16 protein-coding genes and 1 pseudogene are annotated in these 19,619 nt (G+C 69.3%); 6 read left to right on the top strand and 11 right to left on the bottom strand.

Going from position 1 to position 19,619, the window contains the following annotated elements; all coding sequences use genetic code 11:
- The first annotated feature begins 26 nt into the window (after positions 1–26).
- Positions 27–1,364, top strand: a complete 1,338-nt coding sequence (locus tag IPG72_12100) for a hypothetical protein (GenBank protein MBK6769729.1) — start codon at positions 27–29, stop codon at positions 1,362–1,364.
- A gap of 129 nt (positions 1,365–1,493) precedes the next feature.
- Here the strand turns inward: IPG72_12100 and IPG72_12095 are convergent, their stop codons facing one another.
- A complete protein-coding gene (locus tag IPG72_12095) occupies positions 1,494–1,979 on the bottom strand; it encodes a hypothetical protein (GenBank protein ID MBK6769728.1) in 486 nt (161 codons plus the stop codon).
- 225 nt (positions 1,980–2,204) lie between these two features.
- Between IPG72_12095 and plsX the strand changes: the two genes are divergently transcribed.
- Positions 2,205–3,242 (top strand): phosphate acyltransferase PlsX, encoded by a 1,038-nt coding sequence (plsX, locus tag IPG72_12090; GenBank protein MBK6769727.1) that lies wholly within the window; start codon positions 2,205–2,207, stop codon positions 3,240–3,242.
- A gap of 28 nt (positions 3,243–3,270) precedes the next feature.
- A complete protein-coding gene (locus IPG72_12085; GenBank protein MBK6769726.1) occupies positions 3,271–4,002 on the top strand; it encodes a hypothetical protein in 732 nt (243 codons plus the stop codon).
- An 899-nt stretch (positions 4,003–4,901) separates the two neighbouring features.
- Here the strand turns inward: IPG72_12085 and IPG72_12080 are convergent.
- The 7 genes and pseudogenes from IPG72_12080 to IPG72_12050 all read right to left on the bottom strand — a co-directional run bounded on the left by IPG72_12080 (position 4,902) and on the right by IPG72_12050 (position 9,466).
- Positions 4,902–5,559: pseudogene (locus tag IPG72_12080) on the bottom strand (restriction endonuclease).
- Between the two features lie 108 nt (positions 5,560–5,667).
- A complete protein-coding gene (locus tag IPG72_12075) occupies positions 5,668–6,183 on the bottom strand; it encodes an NUDIX domain-containing protein (protein MBK6769725.1) in 516 nt (171 codons plus the stop codon).
- On the bottom strand, positions 6,180–6,821 hold the full coding sequence (locus IPG72_12070; GenBank protein MBK6769724.1) for an MBL fold metallo-hydrolase: 642 nt from the start codon (positions 6,819–6,821) through the stop codon (positions 6,180–6,182). The genes IPG72_12075 and IPG72_12070 overlap by 4 nt, the downstream gene beginning before the upstream one ends.
- A gap of 8 nt (positions 6,822–6,829) precedes the next feature.
- Positions 6,830–7,327, bottom strand: a complete 498-nt coding sequence (locus tag IPG72_12065) for a VOC family protein (protein ID MBK6769723.1) — start codon at positions 7,325–7,327, stop codon at positions 6,830–6,832.
- A 56-nt stretch (positions 7,328–7,383) separates the two neighbouring features.
- The gene (locus IPG72_12060) at positions 7,384–7,620 is read right to left on the bottom strand and encodes a CopG family transcriptional regulator (protein ID MBK6769722.1); all 237 of its coding nucleotides are present in this window, start codon (positions 7,618–7,620) and stop codon (positions 7,384–7,386) included.
- On the bottom strand, positions 7,607–7,873 hold the full coding sequence (locus IPG72_12055; protein ID MBK6769721.1) for a BrnT family toxin: 267 nt from the start codon (positions 7,871–7,873) through the stop codon (positions 7,607–7,609). The genes IPG72_12060 and IPG72_12055 overlap by 14 nt, the downstream gene beginning before the upstream one ends.
- Positions 7,874–7,954: 81 nt before the next feature.
- Positions 7,955–9,466 (bottom strand): SDR family oxidoreductase, encoded by a 1,512-nt coding sequence (locus tag IPG72_12050; GenBank protein ID MBK6769720.1) that lies wholly within the window; start codon positions 9,464–9,466, stop codon positions 7,955–7,957.
- A gap of 1,356 nt (positions 9,467–10,822) precedes the next feature.
- On the opposite strand from IPG72_12050, the gene fabF reads away from it, so the two are divergent.
- The 3 genes from fabF (at position 10,823) to gyrA (ending at position 15,985) form a co-directional block, all read left to right on the top strand.
- Positions 10,823–12,112 carry a beta-ketoacyl-ACP synthase II gene (gene fabF / locus IPG72_12045; GenBank protein MBK6769719.1) on the top strand — a complete coding sequence of 430 codons (1,290 nt, stop codon included), beginning with the start codon at positions 10,823–10,825 and terminating at the stop codon, positions 12,110–12,112.
- Positions 12,113–12,158: 46 nt separating this feature from the next.
- On the top strand, positions 12,159–13,298 hold the full coding sequence (locus tag IPG72_12040) for a ketoacyl-ACP synthase III (GenBank protein ID MBK6769718.1): 1,140 nt from the start codon (positions 12,159–12,161) through the stop codon (positions 13,296–13,298).
- An 89-nt stretch (positions 13,299–13,387) separates the two neighbouring features.
- Positions 13,388–15,985 carry a DNA gyrase subunit A gene (gyrA, locus tag IPG72_12035; GenBank protein ID MBK6769717.1) on the top strand — a complete coding sequence of 866 codons (2,598 nt, stop codon included), beginning with the start codon at positions 13,388–13,390 and terminating at the stop codon, positions 15,983–15,985.
- 199 nt (positions 15,986–16,184) lie between these two features.
- Here gyrA and IPG72_12030 read toward each other — a convergent pair whose 3' ends face one another.
- Genes IPG72_12030 through IPG72_12020 form a run of 3 tightly spaced genes read right to left on the bottom strand, consistent with a single transcriptional unit; the run spans position 16,185 to position 19,567 of the window.
- A complete protein-coding gene (locus IPG72_12030; GenBank protein MBK6769716.1) occupies positions 16,185–16,712 on the bottom strand; it encodes a transposase in 528 nt (175 codons plus the stop codon).
- A 48-nt stretch (positions 16,713–16,760) separates the two neighbouring features.
- Positions 16,761–18,869, bottom strand: coding sequence for an immune inhibitor A (locus tag IPG72_12025; GenBank protein MBK6769715.1), 2,109 nt, complete (start codon positions 18,867–18,869; stop codon positions 16,761–16,763).
- Positions 18,866–19,567, bottom strand: a complete 702-nt coding sequence (locus IPG72_12020) for a PDZ domain-containing protein (protein MBK6769714.1) — start codon at positions 19,565–19,567, stop codon at positions 18,866–18,868. Before IPG72_12020 ends, IPG72_12025 begins: the two co-directional genes overlap by 4 nt.
- Positions 19,568–19,619 lie beyond the last annotated feature (52 nt).

Below are 19,619 nucleotides of genomic sequence, written 5' to 3'. Positions count from 1 at the left end.
GGTGGCCGACGTTTCTGGAGGTCCACATGCCCATCCGCCGCCACGGAGGCGTTTGGCTGGCCGTCGTCCTGCTGCTTGCGGCCGGCGGCGCCGTGGCCGGTTGCCAGGGCGACGACAAGGGCGCTTCGTTGTCCCAGCTGAAGCGCGACCTCGAGCCGATGACGACGGTGCTCGGCGGCGCCTCGATCTTCAGCCTGCCGCCGATCCCGATCGAGGTCGACAACGACGGCCGGATCGCGCGGATCGGTGGGTTCAAGAGCGCGCAGGTCGACGAGCTCTGGGAGCGGATCACGGGCAACCCGCTCGTCGGGCGGGTGCGGTTCTTCAGCGACGACGAGGACGGCGAGAGTTACACCCGCTGGTTCGCCCGCGCCGGCATCCGCCAGATGACGGTGGCCTCGCGCCGCGACGGCCTGTACGTGCTCGTGAACGGTCGACCGCTGCCGTACATCGCCTGGGGCACGCGCGAGCTCGACAACGCACTCGACCTCATCGACCGTATGGCCGTCGACGACGACGGCGATCCGCTCCTGTCCGCCGAGCAGCGCGACATGCTGGCCGATCTGGCGCCGCTCCTGCAGTCCGTGCCGCTCCAGCTGGACTTCAACTTCCCGCCTTCCAAGGGCGCGCCGCGCGCCCCCAAGCCCCCGTCGCCGGACGCGGACGCGTTCATCATCTCGCTGACCGACGCCGAGCGCGAGACGCTGCCGAGCCAGACGATCGACATCGACCTCGACTACGAGCGCCGCGGCGCCGACCGGAGCTGGGTGCCGAGCTGGCTCGGCTTCAGCACGGACGATCTGCGCACGCTGCTGGCGCCGGCCGACGTGAAATCGCCGCTCCTGCGCCTGCGGAGCGACCTGCAGACGCGTCTGCAGCGTGCGTCCGTCGACGACGCCGAACTGCAGCTCACGAACTCAGGCCTCTACCTCATCGTGGATGGCCATGCGATGCCGCACGTCGGCTGGAACGAGGAGACGCTCGCCAACTTGGTCGGCGTCCTGAACCAGCTCTACCCCGCCGGCGAGCCCCGCACGCGCGACAACGCCTGGGTCGACGTGCTCCGCGCCACGGCGCCGCTCTACAACGACGTCTCGCTCGGCTTCCGTGTGCACTTCCCGGACAGCGAACGCGTCCGTGCCGCCGCCGCCACCGCCACCGCCGGCGTCGACCCCACCGCCACGCCGACGCGCACCCGCCGCCCGCGGCCGACCGCGACGCCGCGGGCGGGGACGAACGGGTCGGAAGGCACCCGCGGGCAAGGCGCGTCGACCGTCGCGACACCGCGGCGGATCGATGTCGACGCGACGCTGACGGCGGCGCCGGCACCGCAGGCGGTTGCCACAAGGACGCGGCGCCCGTAGGCCCCGCGTTCCCTGATCCCACCCCCCGGACGCATGATCCCCGGCTCCCATCCCCCCCCGCGTAGGGGCGACGCATGCGTCGCCCGCCGTCCGCCCCCGAAACATCCCGCGATCACACCCCCACCACCCCTACGGCGGTGGCGGCACCATCGACCGTACGCGCGTCACCAGGATCATCCGCCACGTCAGGAAGCGGCATCGGTCCGGCGCCAAGTCGACGCCGCCGTTGAGGCGGACGTAGTCGTTCACGAACAGGTCGAGCGTCAGGCCGGGCGCTGCCGGGGCGACGACGGCCTCGACGACGTTGTTCAGCGCCCCTTCCGGGAACCGCAGCAGGACGTGCGTTGCCGGGGTGCACGCGGTACGACCCTCGGGTTGCAGGGCGGCGAGCCAGCCGAGGGCGACGTTGTCCACGGGCTCGGGCGCCAGCGGGTCCCAGTTCCGGTTCACGTACGGCGCGTAGATCGGTCGCGGTGTCGGGTCCGGCGGAACGACGATCGGGGTCGTTTCCTGGCGGATCAGGGCGGCGGCGGCGGGGGGATGGGGCGGAGCGGCGGTCAGCAGCGCCAGGGCGGCGAGGCCGAGCGCGGACGCCAGTGCGGCAGGCAAGCGCATGACGGTCTCCAGGGCGAGTACTCTGTCCCCGCAGAGTCTTACGGATCGCTGCCTCTGTCGGAGATTTCTGTCGGAGATCCGAGGCTTATCCAGCCGACTGAGGACCTGGGCGACGAGGCGAGCCGGACGGCGCCCATTCTAGGCGCCTCGATCGGCGGGTACAACGGGTGAGCCGGCCACGGCGCTATGCTAGAATCGCCGGCCGTGCGGATAGTGGTGGATGCGATGGGCGGTGACCACGGCGCGGCCAGCAGCGTGGCCGGCGCCGTTCTCGCCGCGCGCGCCGGCACCGGCATCGTTCTCGTCGGCCGGGAGGCGGAGGTCGTGCGCGAGCTCGATCGGCACGACGTGCGCGGGCTGCCGATCGAAGTCGTGAACGCGGATGCCGTCATCGGGATGGACGAGAAGGCGCCGGCGGAGGCCGTGCGCTCCCGGCGGGACAACTCGATGTCCGTCGGCGTCCAGCTGGTGCGGCACGGTTCGGCCGATGCGTTCGTCACGGCCGGCAACACCGGTGCGGCGATGACCGCGGCCACGTTCGGGCTCGGGCGGGTGAAGGGCGTCCTGCGGCCGGCGCTGGCGATGGTCTTCCCGGCGATCGACGGCCCGGTGGCGCTCCTCGACGTCGGTGCGAACCCCGAAGTTCGGCCGGAGCATCTCCTCCAGTTCGCGATGATGGGCGCCGCGTACGCCGAGCGCGTCCTCGGCATCGAGCGGCCGCGCGTCGGCTTGATCTCGATCGGCGAGGAGCGCGGCAAGGGCACGGCGCTGGTCCAGGCGGCGTTGCCGCTGCTCGAGGCCGCGCCGCTGCACTTCATCGGCAACATCGAGGGCCACGACGTGCCGCAGAGCCGGGTGGACGTGGCCGTCACGGACGGCTTCACGGGCAACGTCATGCTCAAGCTGTCCGAGGGCATCGCCGGCTTGGTGACGGCCACGCTCAAGCGCGAGGCCAAGGCGGACTTCCTGAGCGCACTCGGCGGGTTCCTCATGCGTCCGGCCCTCGGCCGGATCCGCCGCGGCTGGGACTACCGCGGTCACGGCGGCGCGATGCTGCTCGGGGTGCGGGGCGCCGTCGTCATCGGCCACGGGCGATCGGATGCGATGGCCGTGGCCAGTGCGGTGGCCGTCGCCCGGCGCGGCGTCGAGCAACACTTGGTCGACGCGATCGCCGACGGGATCGCGCGCGTGGAGGCGGTGGTCGAGGCGGAGGCTGCCGTCGGGCACGCGTCCGAGATCGCGCTTGCGTCCCGTGGCGCGTAGAGGCGCGCCCGCGCCGCACGGCGGGGCCATGATCTTCACCGCGGCGGACTATGCCCGCAAGCGGCGCAGCCTCGCCGTGCGCGTCGCGGTGCTCGGCTTCGGGCTCCTGTTGGGCGGCCTCTTCCTGAACAGCCCGCGCACGCAGCCGATCGCCCTTTTCTGTCTTGTCGCCGGCACGTTGGCGTCCTGGTTCGGCATCGCGCTGATGGACCGCTGGGTGGCGGTCCCGCGCGCCGAGGTGGCGCTCGCGGCGGCGCTGGCCGACGCCGGGCCGCTCTTCACGCTCTACAACTGGGCGCTCCCGGCGGCGGAGCACGTGATCGTGGCGCCGTGGGGCCTGGCCGTGGTGCACGTCTTCAGCACCGAGGGCCCGATCGACATCGACGGCGCCCGGTGGCGCGACCGCCGCCCGCTCTGGCGCCGCTTCCTGGCCTTCGGCCGCCGGGCGGTCCGCAACCCGAGCCCGCTCATCGACGCCGACATCGCCGCCCTCCGCGCCGCCGTGGTCGCTACGGGTGACGCGAACGACGCGCTGCGCAACGTCCCGATCATCCCCGTCGTCGTCTTCACCCGCCCCGGCCTCGTCCTGACGACGAACGCCCCGACCCCGATGGCCGTCCGCGCCACCGAGCTGCGCGGCTGGCTGCGGGACGAGGGGCGGCGGCAGAGCGCGCTGGCGCCGGGGGAGGCGCGGCGGTTGAAGGGGGTGGTGGCGGGGATGGCGGAGGGGCGGCTGGGTGGAGCCGCGCCGGTCGGGTAGGGCGTGCTCGCTACGACGAGATGCGCTCTACACGATCCCGGTGCGTGTAGGGGCACGGCATGCCGTGCCCTCGTCGTCGCGGCGCGTAATGGGCGGCCTTGCGGCGGTAGCCGTCGAGAGGCGGCGGCCTGCGGCCCTCACCCCCCGACCCCCTCCCGAACCCCACCGCACCTTCGGCGCGGTGGGGACCCCGTCGAACAGTCTGGGGGAGGGGGAGGATCATGGGTTGGTGGGGGAGGCAATGGGCCGCGATGGGGAGGTCAAGCGCGATGGTTAACGGTTGCGCGGCGGTTGCGCGGCGGCTCGAGGGCCTTCCATCGACGTCGCGACCTCGTATGCTGGACGCACGCTCGCAGCCGTGGTCGGCGGGCCACGGCAGCCATAGGAGGTGGAGTGTGATGGCATACTTGATCGAAATCGCGAACCACTTGTGCATGCGCGTCTTGACTATCGCGACGATGGATTTGGGCTTGCTTGTCGGGCGACTGGCTTCAGCGATGTGGATCACCCGCGGGCTAGCGTGGACGGTCGGGGGGATGGTCGGCGAGGCGGCTGGGCGGTCGCAGTTCGGCTCCGTGCGGCGGTGGCCGTGCCAAGACGTCCGATCGGCGGCCACGCGTACAGTGGTTCCGGAGTTGCGCGGGCAATGATGCCCTGCGCCACGTAGATGGCGACGATTCTGAGGGGCGGGGAGCTGCTGAGGAGCAGCACCCCGCCCCTTCTTCTTGTGCGGGTGTCGCAGGAAGGTGGGCAGAGGGCGACAGGTACGGTGAATCGACGAGCGAAGCACTGTGTAACGAGCGGCGATGCACTGTGAATCGGGCCGCGGAGCACAGTGCATGCGGAAGCGATGCACAGTGATTCGGCGGACTTGTCACACGGCGGTCAATTGCTAGCCGTTACTCCTGAACGAAGTAGTCTGAGTCAATTCGTTTCACGGCGTATAATGCTACATGACTCACACCGACGCCATGGTCAATCATATGACCAGCAAGATCTTCTCCGTCCATAAGTATCAGCTTACTTTCGATTGCAGCAGCGAAGTCGACTGCATCTTTTGTAAAGGAAGATGTTGTGATGAATATCCCTTTTCGTGCCCGTTGACCCTGCAAGGCGCCGGCAAATTTCTGGATTTCAGGCCGCCCCACGACTCCCTCCCAGCGTTTGGCCTGAAGATAAATCACGTCAAGGCCCAGTCGATCCTCCTTGATGATCCCGTCGATACCGCCATCACCGCCTCGCCCAATTGCTCGACCGGCATCCTGCCGTGAACCACCATAGCCCATCGCAACGAGAAGATCTTCGCGGCGACGTTCGGAATTCGCGATGCCCTGGAAACTGGTCAAGGTATTTCAGATCTATTCGATCAGGACTGCGTCCATTGACTTCCCGGCCCCGCTCCGCAATTCGATATACGCCCCGTCCGGTGGCTTCCAGTAGACCGGCCCGCTTGAAATGTGCCTTGGCCCATGCGAGTCTGTTCGCCAGTACGGTTTGGCCTCCACGGGGGAGAAGCTGCGCGCGTTCGTCATCCGATAGGTGGAACTCACTGGCCATAACGCGCACAACTTCTTGATTTGTGTGCTCGACGGCATCCCGTTCTTCTCGTGCCACGGACTGTTGAGCAGAGACAGGTCGCGCATGATAGGCCCGTCGGCATGTCGGTCAACATCCGGGACGTCCAGGACGCGGCACACGGACGGCGGCTTGCAGCATCGCCCACTGCGTGTTCGGCAGCTCGTTCGGCGCCAGTTTGCCGATCGGCCGGAACTCTGCGAGCCGCTCATAGTCGTCCGCATGCTTGGCTTCAGGCGTGAATTGGTCGGCCCAAGCCACATAGACCTTCTGAACGAATTCCGGATAGGGATGACGGTATCCTTCGGGCTTCGGCGTCACGTGCCTACAGCGTAGGCACCCCAACGGAACGGCAGACTCGATCGTCCATCCGGTCTCCTCGAGCAGCTCCCTGCGCAGTGCGTCGTCGTGCGTTTCCCCTTCCTGGGGCTGTCCGCCGGGAACGATGTGCATCTCATGTTCGTTCGTCACGACGAGCACTTTGTCTCCTGCCAGAATGATGGCTCTAACCGAGGATACGTCGCCGCCGTCGACCGCCGGGTCCCACGGCTCAAACGTCAGTTCGATCGTGGATGGGCCCCACGATACGGTGTCCGTCACCATCATGATTCAGCTCGCCCTCCCACCACCGCCTCCATCCCCCGCACCGGCCCGTGCCCCGGATACACCCACGTCGCGCCATGTTCTCGCAGCCGCTGCCAGCTGGCGGCGACGACGGCCGCGTCCTCCTGGCCGATCATCTGCGGATGCGTGAGGTCCCCCGTGAACGCCGCGCCGTCGTCGAGCACGACCGAGACGCTGTCGTCCGAGTGCCCCGGCGTGGGCACAATCTCGCCGGCAAGGCCGATGTGCGCGAGCACGGCGCGGCTCTCGGCGAACGAGATCGTCACGTTGTCGTGCAGGGCGATGTCGAGGTACCGATCCGCCGGCTTCGTCCAGCGCTTCATCCGCGGGATCCACGGCACCTGCGGTTCGAGAACGAGGAGTGGCACGCCCGCGTCTTTGAGCTCCTGTGCCACGCCGGCGTGGTCAATATGGTAGTGCGTCGCGACGCCGTAGCGGAGCTCGCTGAGCGGGATCCCCATGCGGGTCAGGTTCGCCCGCATCGTGCCCATCGAGCCCGGCCAGCCGAGGTCGACGAGGAGACGCGACGGACCGGCACCGATCACCCAGAAGTTCGTCGAACGGTAGCCGACGTTGACGATCGGGACGGGGGGCGGTGGGGCCGCGGCGCGTTGGGACATCCGAACCCTCAGCCCGCGTACGCGCGCTCGAGCTCGGCGATGTCCAGCTTCTTCATCTTCAGCATCGCCTCCATCGCCCGCTTTGCGCCGGCGGAGGTGTGGTCGAGGAACATGCGGTTGATCGTCGTCGGGACGACCTGCCATGAGACGCCGTACTTGTCCTTGAGCCAGCCGCACGCCTGCGCCGACTCGTCGCCGCCGCCGGCGAGCTTCATCCAGTAGTGGTCCACCTCGTCCTGCGTCTCGCAGTTCACCTGGAGCGACAGCGCCTCGTTGAACGTGAACGCCGGCCCGCCGTTCAGCGCGGTGAAGGGCTGCCCGTCCAGCTCGAACTCCACGGTCAGGACGGACCCCGCCGGCTGTCCGTGGACCTCGAAGCCCGCCTCGCCGTAGCGTGCGATCTGCACGATCCGGGCGTTCTTGAAGATGCCGACGTAGTAGTTGGCGGCTTCCTCGGCTTGGTGGTCGAACCAGAGGCAGGGGGTGAAGCGGTGCGTGATGGACATGGGGGGTCTCCTCTACATGGCGGGACGCGAATACGTGTCGGGACGCGAACCCGACATCAACCGACGCCGGCACGCCGCTGATCGAGCCGCTCCGCGACCCACATTTTGATCACGGCCTGTCGCGTGACGCCGAGACGGCCGGCTTCTTGATCGAGGGCGGCGATAACCCACACGGGGAAGTCGACCGTGATCCGGCGCTGTGCGTGCCCGGGCCGGCGCGCCTGACTCACGTCGAGATGCTCGACGATGTCTTCGCCCGCGTCGAACCGGGCATCAAGTTCAGCTGCCTTCACGATACAGCCTCCGTTCCAACGGCCGTGCCCTGCGCACGGAGATGATCCTGACCCGCCCCTCGCGCCAGGTGAAGATGGCGATCCAGACTCGGCCTCGCAGCGTCGCGATCAGCGCATGACGCGGTTCGTCGTCCGTGCGCGCCGGAACCTCAAGACGATCGGGATCGTCCCATAGCGCCCGCGCGACGGCGAAGCTGATGCCGTGCTTGCGCAGGTTGGCGGTGCTCTTGTCCGGATCGAACTCGAAGTCCATGTAGGTTTGTTACGATAGCCAACACACGGTGATTCTGCAACGTCATACCGACTAACGACTGGCCGGCCATGAGAAGCGGGTTCATCGCGATCGACGCGCCGTCCCCGACGGCCCACTGTGATTCGGGCCACGATCCGCGGTGCGTTCACGCTCCACTGCAACTTGTCGCGCAATCCCCCGCAGCATCCCGCCGAACACCAGCTGATGCAGCGGGAACAGCGCGTACCAATACATGCGTCCGAAGAGCCCGACCGGATCGAACACCGCCGTCTGCCGGATCGTCGCAGACGAGCCGTCGCGCCCGTCCGCCTCAACCTCGAACTCGAGCCACGCCCGCCCGGGCACCTTCATCTCGGCGATGAGCCGCAGCCGGCGGTCCGGCTCGAGCGCTTCGACGCGCCAGAAGTCGACGGTGTCGCCGACGCGGAGGGCCGTGGGCGATGGCCGGCCGCGTCGCAGGCCGACGCCGCCGGCCATCAGGTCGAGAAAGCCGCGCAGGCGCCACAGCCCGTTCCAGGCGTACCAGCCCGTGTCGCCGCCGATGCGCTGAATGGGTGCGAAGGCGACGGCGGGCGGTGCGGCGACGGTGATCGTGCGCGAGTCCACCAGCCGCGATCCGAACTGCACGCCGCCCCACGTCGGCACCGCGCCGGAGGACGACAGGGCGTCGGACCAGCGCGTCGCGTACTGAAGGTCTTCGCTGGCGAGGGCGCGGCGGACGGCCTCGTCGATCCCGATCGGGCGCACGGGAAACGTCGTGAGCGCCGCGGCGTCGCGCACCACGGTGGAGTGGATGATGCTCTCGATCAGCTTGCGCCCGATGCGCGCGTACAGCGGCGTGACAAGGCCGAGCCACAGGCTGGACAGGAAGGGCGTCAGGACCGGCACCGAGATCATTCGCAGCCGCATCCCGCGCTGCCGCGCGTACGCCCGCATGATGTCGGCATAGGACACCTGGTCGGCCCCACCGATTTCGTACACCCGGCACTGCGCCACCGGGAGCTGAAGCGCCGCCACCAGGTACGCCAAAACGTCGTCGACGGCGATGGGCTGCGCCGGCACATTCACCCACTTGGGGGTGATCATGAACGGCAGCCGCTCCACCAGCGACCGGATCATCTCGAACGACAAGCTGCCGGGACCGACGACGATCGATGCGCGAAACTCGATGACCGGCACGCCCGACCGGCGCAAGATCTCGCCCACCTCGTGCCGGCTGCGCAGGTGCGGCGAGAGCGCATCTTCGCTGCGGCCGAGGCCCCCGAGGTAGATGATGCGTCCGACACCCGCCGCCTTCGCCGCCTCACCGAAGTTCGTCGCCGCCTGCCGGTCCGCGTCTTCGAAGGAGCCCGTCGATCCCATCGAGTGAACGAGATAGTAGGCCGCCTCGATCCCGCGCAACGCGGCGTCGAGGCTGTCGCGATCGAGAACGTCGCCCGCGACGACCTCGGTGGGCGGATGGGTCTTCGGCGTGAGGATCTCGGGGCGCCGGGCCAGGCAACGGACGCGGTGCCCCTGCTGCTCCAGCAACTGAAGCAGGCGGCCGCCGACGTAGCCGGTTGCACCGGTGAGAAGGAGAGTGGGCGCGCTCAAAACGGCAACCCGCACAACGACGCCCCCCACCGACCACCCCCATGAACTGCAACGGCACCGGCGTCACGAGCACGAAGAACAACAACAGCGTCCCGATCCCGAGCACCCGCCTGAACCGCCCGACGTCCGTGATGTCGTCCAGGGCGGGCGGGTGTTGGAGGCCCATGAACAGGATGAGGACGAGCATGATCACGTAGCTCGTCGACATCGTGACGGCCACGAGGACCGCGGCGCCGTACATCGCCCAGGCCACGTAGCGGTGGGCGCGGCCGAAGACGGCGTAGTTGATGTGGCCGCCGTCCAGTTGCGAAACCGGCAGCAGGTTGATCGCCGTCACCAGCAGGCCCCACCAGCCGGCCATGATGAGCGGGTTCATCTCGATGTCCATCCCGGCCGGCCGCGCGCCGATGACGAGCCACGCCAAGCCGCGGAAGAGGAGCGGCTCGTTGAAGACCACGCCGCTCGTCTCGGGCGTGACGATCGGCAGGAACGTCGCGTGCGATAGGCCGGCGATCAGCACCGGAACGGCCACCGCCAGCCCCGCCAGCGGCCCCGCGATGCCGACGTCGAACAGGGACCTGCGGGATGTGAACGGCGAGTCGATCCGGATCACCGCTCCGAGCGTGCCGGTGAACGGGTTCGGGAACGGGAGGAAGTAGGGCAGGCTGGTGTCCAGCTTGTAGCGGCGGGCGGCGAAGTAGTGGCCGAACTCGTGCACGCCGAGGATGCCGAGCAGGGCGAGCATGAACGGGAGGCCGGCGCGCCAGTTGGCGGCGAACATCGACCCCGTCACGCCCTTGCTGGCCATGCTGCATGCCAGTCGGGCGGACAGATCGGCGCCGGGTGCGACGGCCAGGCGGGTGAGGGCCGCGTCGTAGGCGGCGGCCGCCGGGCCGGACAGGTTCATCATCACCCCGGCGTACAGCACGGACAGGACGGTCAGCGCGAACAGGAGGACGTTGATCCGCACCCGTCGCCGGCCGCGCGCCGGCGGGGCCGTCTGGGCGATCAGGATGTCCCTGCCGCCCTCGCGCCGCAGGACCGGGATCCGATCGCGCGCCTTGAAGCGCTCCGCCACGGTCTCGAAGACGAGGGCCGGGCTGCGCAGGAACTCACCGACGAACATCACCCCGCGCCCGCCCGCCTGCACGCGGACTTCGTGGATGGCGAACACGTCGTCGATGTCGTCTTCGAGAGCCAGGATGGCGGGGTCGGACGGGATGAAGTCGGGGGTCACGCGGCGGCTTTCGGGCGCAGGGGCGGGGTGTGCGGGGAAGTGTAGCATGGCGCCTGAGGCCGCATCCGGATCGCCGCGCCATGTACAATGTGCGATCTCTGCACCCCCGGGAGATTCGCATGAACGCACCTCATCCGCCAACCCACCGCGTCGTCGTCACCGGCCTCGGCGCCGTCACCCCCGTCGGCCTCGACGCGCCGTCCACGTGGGACGCGTTCGTCGCCGGACGCAGCGGCGTCGCGCCGATCGCCTTGTTCGATGCCGCGGGCATGGGCTTCGAGGCCAAGGTCGCGGCCGAGGTGAAGGGCTTCGTGCCCGAGAACTACATGGACCGCAAGGTCGCGCGGCGATCCGATCGCGTCATGCAGTTCGCGATCGCTGCGGCGCGCGAGGCGCTGGCCGACGCCGGCCTGCTCGACGCCGACGGGCGGATCGACGCGGCGGCGTACGACCCGAACCGCGCCGGGTGCTACATGGGCTCGGGCGTCGGCGGCGTCGGGACGCTGGTGGACAGCGAGAACGTTCGGCTCGAGAAGGGCCAGAACCGGATCAGCCCGCTGGCGGTGCCGATGATCCTGAACGACTCGACGCCGGGTGCGGTGTCCATCCAGCACGGCCTGAAGGGGCCGAACATGTCGATGGTCAGCGCCTGCGCCTCGGCCGCCAACGCGATCGGCGAGGCGCTCGAACTCATCCGGCGCGGCGCGGCGGACATGATGGTCGCCGGCGGATCGGAGGCCGCGATCCTGCCGGTCGTCGTCGCCGGCTTCCAGAACATGGGCGCGCTGTCCAAGTGGGCGGGCGATCCGCCGCTCGCCAGCCGCCCGTTCGACGCCGCGCGCGACGGCTTCGTCATCGGCGAGGGCGCGGCCGTCCTGATCCTCGAGCGGCTGGACATCGCCCAAGCCCGCGGCGCCCGGATCTACGCCGAGCTCGCCGGCTACGGCCTCTCGGCGGATGCCGGGCACATCACGGCCCCCAGCGAGGACGGCGACGGCCTGATCCGCGCCGTCACGATGGCGTTCGACTCGGCCGGCGTGACGCCCGCCGACATCGACGTCGTCAGCGCGCACGGCACGAGCACGCCGATCAACGACAAGGTCGAGACCGTCGCGCTGAAGTCGCTGTTCGGCGAGCGGGCGTACGCTGTGCCGGTGAGCGCCGTGAAGAGCATGATCGGACACCTGCTGGGCGCCAGCGGGGCCGTGGCCGCGCTGGCCAGCTGCCGGACGATTCAGACCGGCATCGTCACGCCGACGATCAACCTCCACACGCCCGACCCGGCGTGCGACCTCGACTACGTGCCGAACGCGGCGCGCACGATCCCGGGCGGCGTCAACAGCGTCCTCCTGAACTCGGCCGGCTTTGGCGGCCACAACGCGGCGCTCGTGTTTCGCAAGGTTCTTTAAGGTTCCGTAAGGGTATCAGCAGGTATAGGCCGATCGGAGGCCCGTCATGCGCTACGCGCACATCACCGGCTGGGGCGCCTACACGCCGCCCCGTATCGTCACGAACGAAGAGCTGAGCCATCTCGTCGAGACCTCCGACGAGTGGATCGTCGAGCGCACCGGCATCAAGACGCGGCACATCGCCGACGCCGAGGACCACACGAGCACGATGGCGATCAAGGCCGGGCGCGAGGCGCTCAAGGTGGCCAACCTCGATCCCGCCAAGCTGGATCTCGTCATCTGCGCCACGAGCACGCCCGACTACCTGATGCCGAACACGGCCAGCCTGGTCCAGGACGGCCTCGGCGCCTCGCACGCCGGCGCGTTCGACCTGAACGCGGCGTGTTCGGGCTTCGTGTACGGCCTGACCGTCGGCGCGGCGATGCTCAAGAGCGGCCTGTACAAGAACGTCCTCGTCATCGGCGCCGAGGCGATGAGCCGCGTGATGGACTGGACGGACCGCACGACGTGCGTTCTCTTCGGCGACGGCGCCGGTGCCGTCGTCCTCGAGGCCAGCGACGAGCCGGGCGGCGTGATGAGCTGCCGGCTCGGCTCGGACGGCTCGAGCGCGGACGTCCTCAAGGTCACGCTCGGCACGCGTGTGCCCCTGAACCCGCTGAACATGGTGAACGGCAACGGCCCGTACATGACGATGTCGGGCAACGAGGTCTTCCGCTTCGCGACGAAGACGATGAACCAGGTGACCCGCCAGGTGGCGGCCGAGGCCGGCATCGCGGTGGACGACATCGACCTGATCATCCCGCACCAGGCGAACCAGCGGATCCTGGCCACCGCCGCCAAGCAGCTGAACTACCCGATCGACCGGATCTACTCCAACCTGGAGCGTGTCGGCAACACCTCGGCGGCCAGCATCCCGATCGCGATGATCGATGCGCTCAAGGAGGGCCGCCTGCACGCCGGCGACCACGTCCTGATGATCGGCTTCGGCGGCGGCCTGACGTGGGGCGCTTGTCTGGTCCAGTGGAGCTACAGCCCCGAGGACCGGCGCTGGTCGCCCTACAAGCGCACCCGCCAGGCGATGCGCATGGCGCTGGCCGGGCCGCGCCGGTGGGCGGGCCGGATCGAGCGGGGGCTGGACTTCTGGGAGCTGCGGCGGCGGCGGGCGGAGCGGAAGAAGAAACCGTAACGGGATGACTGTTAAATAAGCCCCCCATGGTACAATTCCCCCCTTGACGCCGTCCCCTCCCGACGCCGCGTCGCACCCCTGGGGGTAGCATGGAAGGCGAGACCACGAACGCCGCCGTCACGCTCGTCAACATCGACAAGGAGATGCGCGAGGCCTACCTGGATTACGCGATGAGCGTGATCACGAGCCGCGCGCTGCCCGATGTCCGCGACGGCCTCAAGCCCGTGCAGCGCCGCATCCTCTACACGATGTACGACGCCGGCCTGCGGCCGGACCGCGCCTACAAGAAGAGCGCCGCCACCGTCGGCGACGTGCTCGGCAAATACCACCCGCACGGGGACTCGTCCGTCTACGATGCGATGGTTCGCATGGCGCAGGACTTCTCGATGCGCTACATGCTCATCGACGGCCAGGGCAACTTCGGCTCGGTGGACGGCGACCGGGCGGCGGCCTACCGCTACACCGAAGCGCGGCCGTCGCGGATGGCGATGGAGCTCCTCGCCGACATCGACGAGGACACCGTCGACTGGCGGCCGAACTACGACGACTCGCGCCAAGAGCCGACGGTGCTGCCGGCGCGCATCCCCAACCTGCTCATCAACGGCGCGTCCGGCATCGCGGTCGGCATGGCCACGAACATCCCGCCGCACAACCTCGGCGAGGTCTGCGATGCGCTCATGTACTGCATCGACCACTGGGCGACGCTCGACGACGTGACGCCGGAGGACATTCGGCAGTTCATCCACGGCCCTGACTTCCCGACCGGCGGGCAGATCGTCGGCTTCGAGGGGATCGCTTCGGCGTACGGCACCGGGCGCGGGCGGGTGATCATGCGCGCCAAGAGCGAGTTCGAGGAGGTGCGCGGCGAGCGCCTGGCGATCGTCGTCACCGAGATCCCGTTCCAGGTGAACAAATCGACGCTGCTCGAGCGGATCGCCGAGCTCGCCCGCACGAAGCGGATCGATACGATCCACGACCTGCGCGACGAGTCCGACCGCGACGGGATGCGGATCGTCATCGAGCTGAAGAAGGGTGCGGACGCGCACTCGACGCTGAACCGACTCCTCAAGTACAGCGCGTTGCAGCAAACGTTCGGCATCAACACGCTGGCGCTCGTGGACGGCCAGCCCACGATGCTGCCGCTCAAGCGGATGCTCGTCCACTTCCTGGAGCACCGCCGCGAGGTCATCCGCCGCCGCAGCGAGCACGAGCTCGAGAAGGCGCGCCAACGCCAGCACATCCTGGAAGGCCTCCTGAAGGCGATCAGCGCCCTGGACGACGTGATCCGCACGATCCGCGCCGCCGACGACGTGGCGGACGCGCGCGACGCGCTGATGGCCCTCCTGTCGATCACCGAGGTGCAGGCGCAGGCCATCCTGGACATGCAGCTGCGCCGCCTGGCCGCGCTCGAGCGCTTGAAGATCGAGAACGAGCACGCGGAGATCACGGCCCGCATCCAATTCCTGCTCGACCTCCTGGCGCACCCCGAGAAGGTTCTCGGCGTCATCCGCGACGACCTGCAGGACATCAAGACCACCTATGGCGATCCGCGCCGGACCGAGATCGTGGCCGGCGCCGGCGAGTTCTCGGAGGACGACCTCATCGCCTCCGAGGACGTCCTCGTCACGCTGACGGACCGCGGCTACATCAAGCGCGTCCCGGCCGACACGTACCGCAGCCAGCGCCGCGGCGGCCGCGGGATCATCGGCGCGCGCACCCGCGACGAGGACGCGCTCCAGCACGTCTTCCTGGCGAACACGCGCGACCGTCTGCTGTTCTTCACGGACCGCGGCCGCGTCTACCAGCTCCGGGCGCACCACATCCCGGCCTCGAGCCGCGAGGCGGCCGGCACGCCGCTGATCAACCTGATCCAGATCCAATCCGGCGAGAAGGTCACGGTGGCCGTCGCCGCCCCGGAGTGGCAGTTCGAGCACGGCAACTTCCTGATCATGGCCACCCGCCGCGGCCGGATCAAGCGCACCGTCCTCTCCGAGTACGACGGCGTCCGCCCGAGCGGCCTGATCGCCGTGAACCTGGACGCGGACGACTCGCTCGACTGGGTGAAGATCACGACCGGCGAGGACGAGTTGATCTTCGTCACGCGCCTGGGCATGGCGCTGCGCTTCCACGAGCGCACCGTTCGCCCGATGGGCCGGGCGGCCGGCGGCGTGAACGCGATGCGCCTGAAGAAGGGCGACATCGTCACCGCCGTCGACCTCGTCAAGCCCGAGGCCGACCTGTTCGTCATCACGACCAAGGGCTACGGCAAGCGTTCACCATTGAACGAGTACCGCTCGCTCGGGCGCTACAACCAGGGCGTGCGGACGATCGACATCGGCCGCCTGGACGAGATCGGCGAGATCGTCGACGCCCGCGTCGTCGAGGACGGCACCGAGCTGACCGTCATCACGGACCGCGGCATCATCATCCGCACCTCCACGGACGAGATCAGCCGCATGGGCCGCCTGACCCGCGGCGTGCGCGTGATCCGCCTGGACAGCGGCCAGAAGGTGGCCGCGGTGGCATACATGCCGGGGCGGGCGGCAGGGGATGGGGACGCGGATGACGAGATCGACGGCGACGTCGAGAGCAACGGTGCGATCAACGGTGCGGTCGCCACGGCGCCGAACGGCGTGATTGCCGCCCCAGATGACGGCACGTCGGCCGCAACGCCCCCATCCGCGTAGGGGCGACGCGAACGCGTCGCCCGGATCCAACGTTCGCCCCACGCCGTCGTCCGCATCCCACGATTCGGCGAACCGCATCCCACGGGCCGCGCGTCACGGGCGACGCGATGGCATCACCCGATCCCGGTTCGCATGGGCGATGGCCCACGGGCGACGCGTTCGCGTCGCCCCTACGCGTGGGGTGTGCAGGAGCCGTGGATCATGCATCTGGGGCGTTGGGTCGCCAGAGAAGCGGGTTGTTGGCGATGTATTGGCGGATGCGTTGGAGGTCGGGTTCGTTGCGGACGACGTGTTCGTAGTAATTCCGTTGCCAGACGGGTTGCCCAGGCGTGCCGCGCAACGCGTTGATTTGTTTGGCCGATACGGTCTTGAAGGCGCCGATCACGGCGCCCAGGGATCGCGGTGGCGGTCCGGGTCGGAAGATGTTGGAGTGCTCCTTGCCGCCCGGCGTGTGACCGGCGTTCAGCGCGATGATCCCGTGGAAATGGTCGGGCATCACGACGTTGTCGTCGAGCCAAACGTACGGGAAGCGGTCGGCCAGCGCCCGCCAAGCCTCCTCGACAATCCGCCCGTCCGCGCTCAGCACCACCCGCCCGTCCGCAACCTCGCCCAGCGCTTTCTCCCGCCCCCGCACGCACAGCGTCACGAAGTGCACTGCGGTAGATGCGTAGTCGAACGTGCGTAGCCGGATCGAGCGACGTAAGTGCGCGCGGCGCGACACTGGGATGCGAATCCGTCGGGGTGTAGGTCGGTGAGCGCAAGTGCGCAGGCAATCCTACGGGTACCCCGTTCCGCCCCCGTCCCGCACCGTGCTGCCCGGCCCCGGATACGCGCCCTCGACCGGCGTCGCTCCGCCCTGCGGCCAGAGCCGGTAGCGGCCGGGGTGCCGCGTGCCCGGCGTCATCGCGCTGACGATGACGATGACTTGGCCGTCGGGATCGACGTCGTCGACTTCGATCGTTTGGCTGGCGGGCCAGGGCCCGGTGCCCGTGTCGAGTTGCATTCCGTCCGTCGTCGCCCCGCGCTGGACGTACTGGACGGACCACCGCTGCGGCAACGTCGGATCGACGCGCAGCCAGCCTTCGGCCATCCAGTCGCCGTCCGCCTCGGCGTCGTCGTGGAAGCCGAGGGCGTCGAGCGCGATGTCGTCGATCGCCCAGCCCTCGAGGCTGACGGCGTCGTCCGTGATGACCTCGAACGCGATGTCGACGCGCTGGCCGGCGAACGGGGTGAGGTCCGCCGAGTCGTCGATCCAGCCGTAGGCTTCTCCGGTCAACCCGTCGCCGAGGCTGTTGCCGTTCGGGTTGTCCGTGCGGGTGTTCAGCGTCGGGACCGTGCGCCACGTGCTGCCGCCGTCCGTCGAAGCCATCAGGTAAGCGTAGTCCCAGCTGTCCTCGAGGGCGTACCAGCTGCGCCACGTGAGCACCGGCGCCGCGTCGGCGGCGACGTCGGTGAGGTCGAAGGTGCGCATCAGGCGGCTGTCCGCGCTGTCGGCGCTGTTCGACCACCAGATGTGGCCGGGCGGCGCATCGGGCAGCAGCGGCACGGTCGGATCGCCTTCGAACTGCAGTGCGATTCGGCCGTCCGCGCCGACGAGCGACGTGACATCCCAGTAGTCGACGCCGTAAGGCTGCACGGTGGACGAGATGCCGCCGGGCGGCAGTCCCTCGATGCGCGCCGTGCCGATGCCTGGATCGGCGTAGCCGATGCGCATGCGTTGGACGTTGCGGACGACATTGGCGATGGCCCAACACTGGAACGCGACATCGAATGTTGTCGGCATGCAGCCGGATTCGCGCACGAAGTCGAAGTCGGCCATCGGGGTTGCCTCGACTTTCGCGTTCGCCAACGCCAACGCCTCATCCACCCCGTTCATCCCGTTCCCCTGTGCCCCCACGAGCGCCGTCAGGAACGCATCCCCGTACAGCCCCCGCAGCCATTCGAAAAACAGGAAGCCGGCGGCGTAGTGCGGCCCGTTGTTGCCCCCCGTCGCCTCCCAGTTCGGAAGCGAGACGTCCGTGTCCGAGAGGTACGCCGCTCCGTTCTGCCGCCCGTAACCCGCGATGTACGGCGCGACTTCGCTCAGCCCCTCGTTCACCCAAACGGGCTCGCCCAGGTCCTGGTGCCAGTGGATCATGTGCTGGAACTCGTGCGCCAGGAGCTGGAGGTAGTCGGGCGTGCCGGGGGCATAGGTCTGGAGGTTGACGTAGAAGATCTCTTTCGCGTTCGACTTCTCGTCGACCGCGTGCGTCGCCTCGTCGGCCGAGGAATAGAAGCCGGCGATGCCGGCGATCGGCTCGGTGTGGAGGATGTGGACCCGCGGGTCGTTGTCGACGCCCGGTGACCACTCGCTGCCGAAAACGGCGCGGACCTTGGGGTAGATCTCGGTGTCGAACGCGCGGGAACCGGATTCGAGCCCCGGTCGATCGAAGGGCTGGCCCTCCTGTACCCACAGATAGGCGTGCGCGCCGATCACCTCGAGGCGGGCCTGGACGCGCAGGTGGCGGTTGTTCGGGATGTCGTGTACCCAGAACGGCTCGACGTCGCCCTCGGCGTAGACACGGGGCGTGCCGGCTGCGACCTGCCTCGGCAGGGGGCCGTCCGCCGGGATGCGGCCCATGCGACGGGCGATCACGGCCTGATCGCGCGCCGGCGGGTCGGATCGCAATTGGGCGATCACGCGCGCGACGTCGGCCTCGCTCGGCCCTGAGGCTCCGGCTGCTGGCCCATCACCCGGCAATGTCCCGCCGCCTTCGACCGCGGTGGACGCGTCGTCGGCGTTCGACCGAAGGATGGCCGCTCGATAGCGTGAACCGCCGTACACCGCGAGCGCGACGACGGCAACGAGCGCCGCCGCGAGCGCGACGCCCCGCCAGCCCGTCACGGCTGCGCCGCGCCCAGCGTCGCCTCGAACTCCAGCTCGGCCTCGCCGCGGAGCACGACAAGCGCCACGGCGTCCCCGGATGCGTGCGCTGCGATCGCCGCGGCCAGCTCGTCGCTCGTTCGCACCGGCGCGCCGTCGACGGCGACGATGACGTCGCCCTCCCGAATCCCGGCCGCCGCCGCGGCGGAGCCGGGCGTCACGGTCATCACCCGCGCCCCGGACGCGTAATCGTCCACCGCCAGCGGCTCCGTGGCCACCTCGACGCCGAGGCGCGGCCGATCGCCCGACATGCCGGCCTGCCGGCCGCCCTTCGAACGGCCCGCGCTGCCCGGGCCGGGTGCGTCGCGGTTGTCGGTCGCGTCGGCCGCGTCGGAGCCTTCGGCCGCGTCGGAGCCGTCGTCGGCATCGGGCGATCCGGCCGATTCACCCTCCGACCCACCCTCCGACGCGCCATCCGCGTCCGCGGTGTCGTCGTCCGACGCCGACTCCGACGGCGCTTCCGCCGCACGCGGCACGAGGCCGAGGCGCTCGATCGCCGCCGGGACGACGACGTCGCCGCCGGCAGCCCGCTGGCCCGCGACGTAGCCGAGCATCCCGCCGATGGCCGCGCCGCCGGCCAGGCCGACGAGGAGCGCGCCGAGCGCTGCGAGCAGCGCGACGGGGGCACGGACGCCGCTGGTCGTGGGGCTGTCGTTCATCGAAGTCATCTCCTGGGCGGAAGGACGGCATGTACTGAGGGCTACGTTACCA

This window comes from Candidatus Avedoeria danica, assembly GCA_016703025.1.
GTDB classification, from domain to species: Bacteria; Chloroflexota; Anaerolineae; order Epilineales; family Epilineaceae; genus Avedoeria; species Avedoeria danica.
Note: the sequence above shows the minus strand (reverse complement) of the source record. Positions and strands in the feature narration are given on the sequence as shown.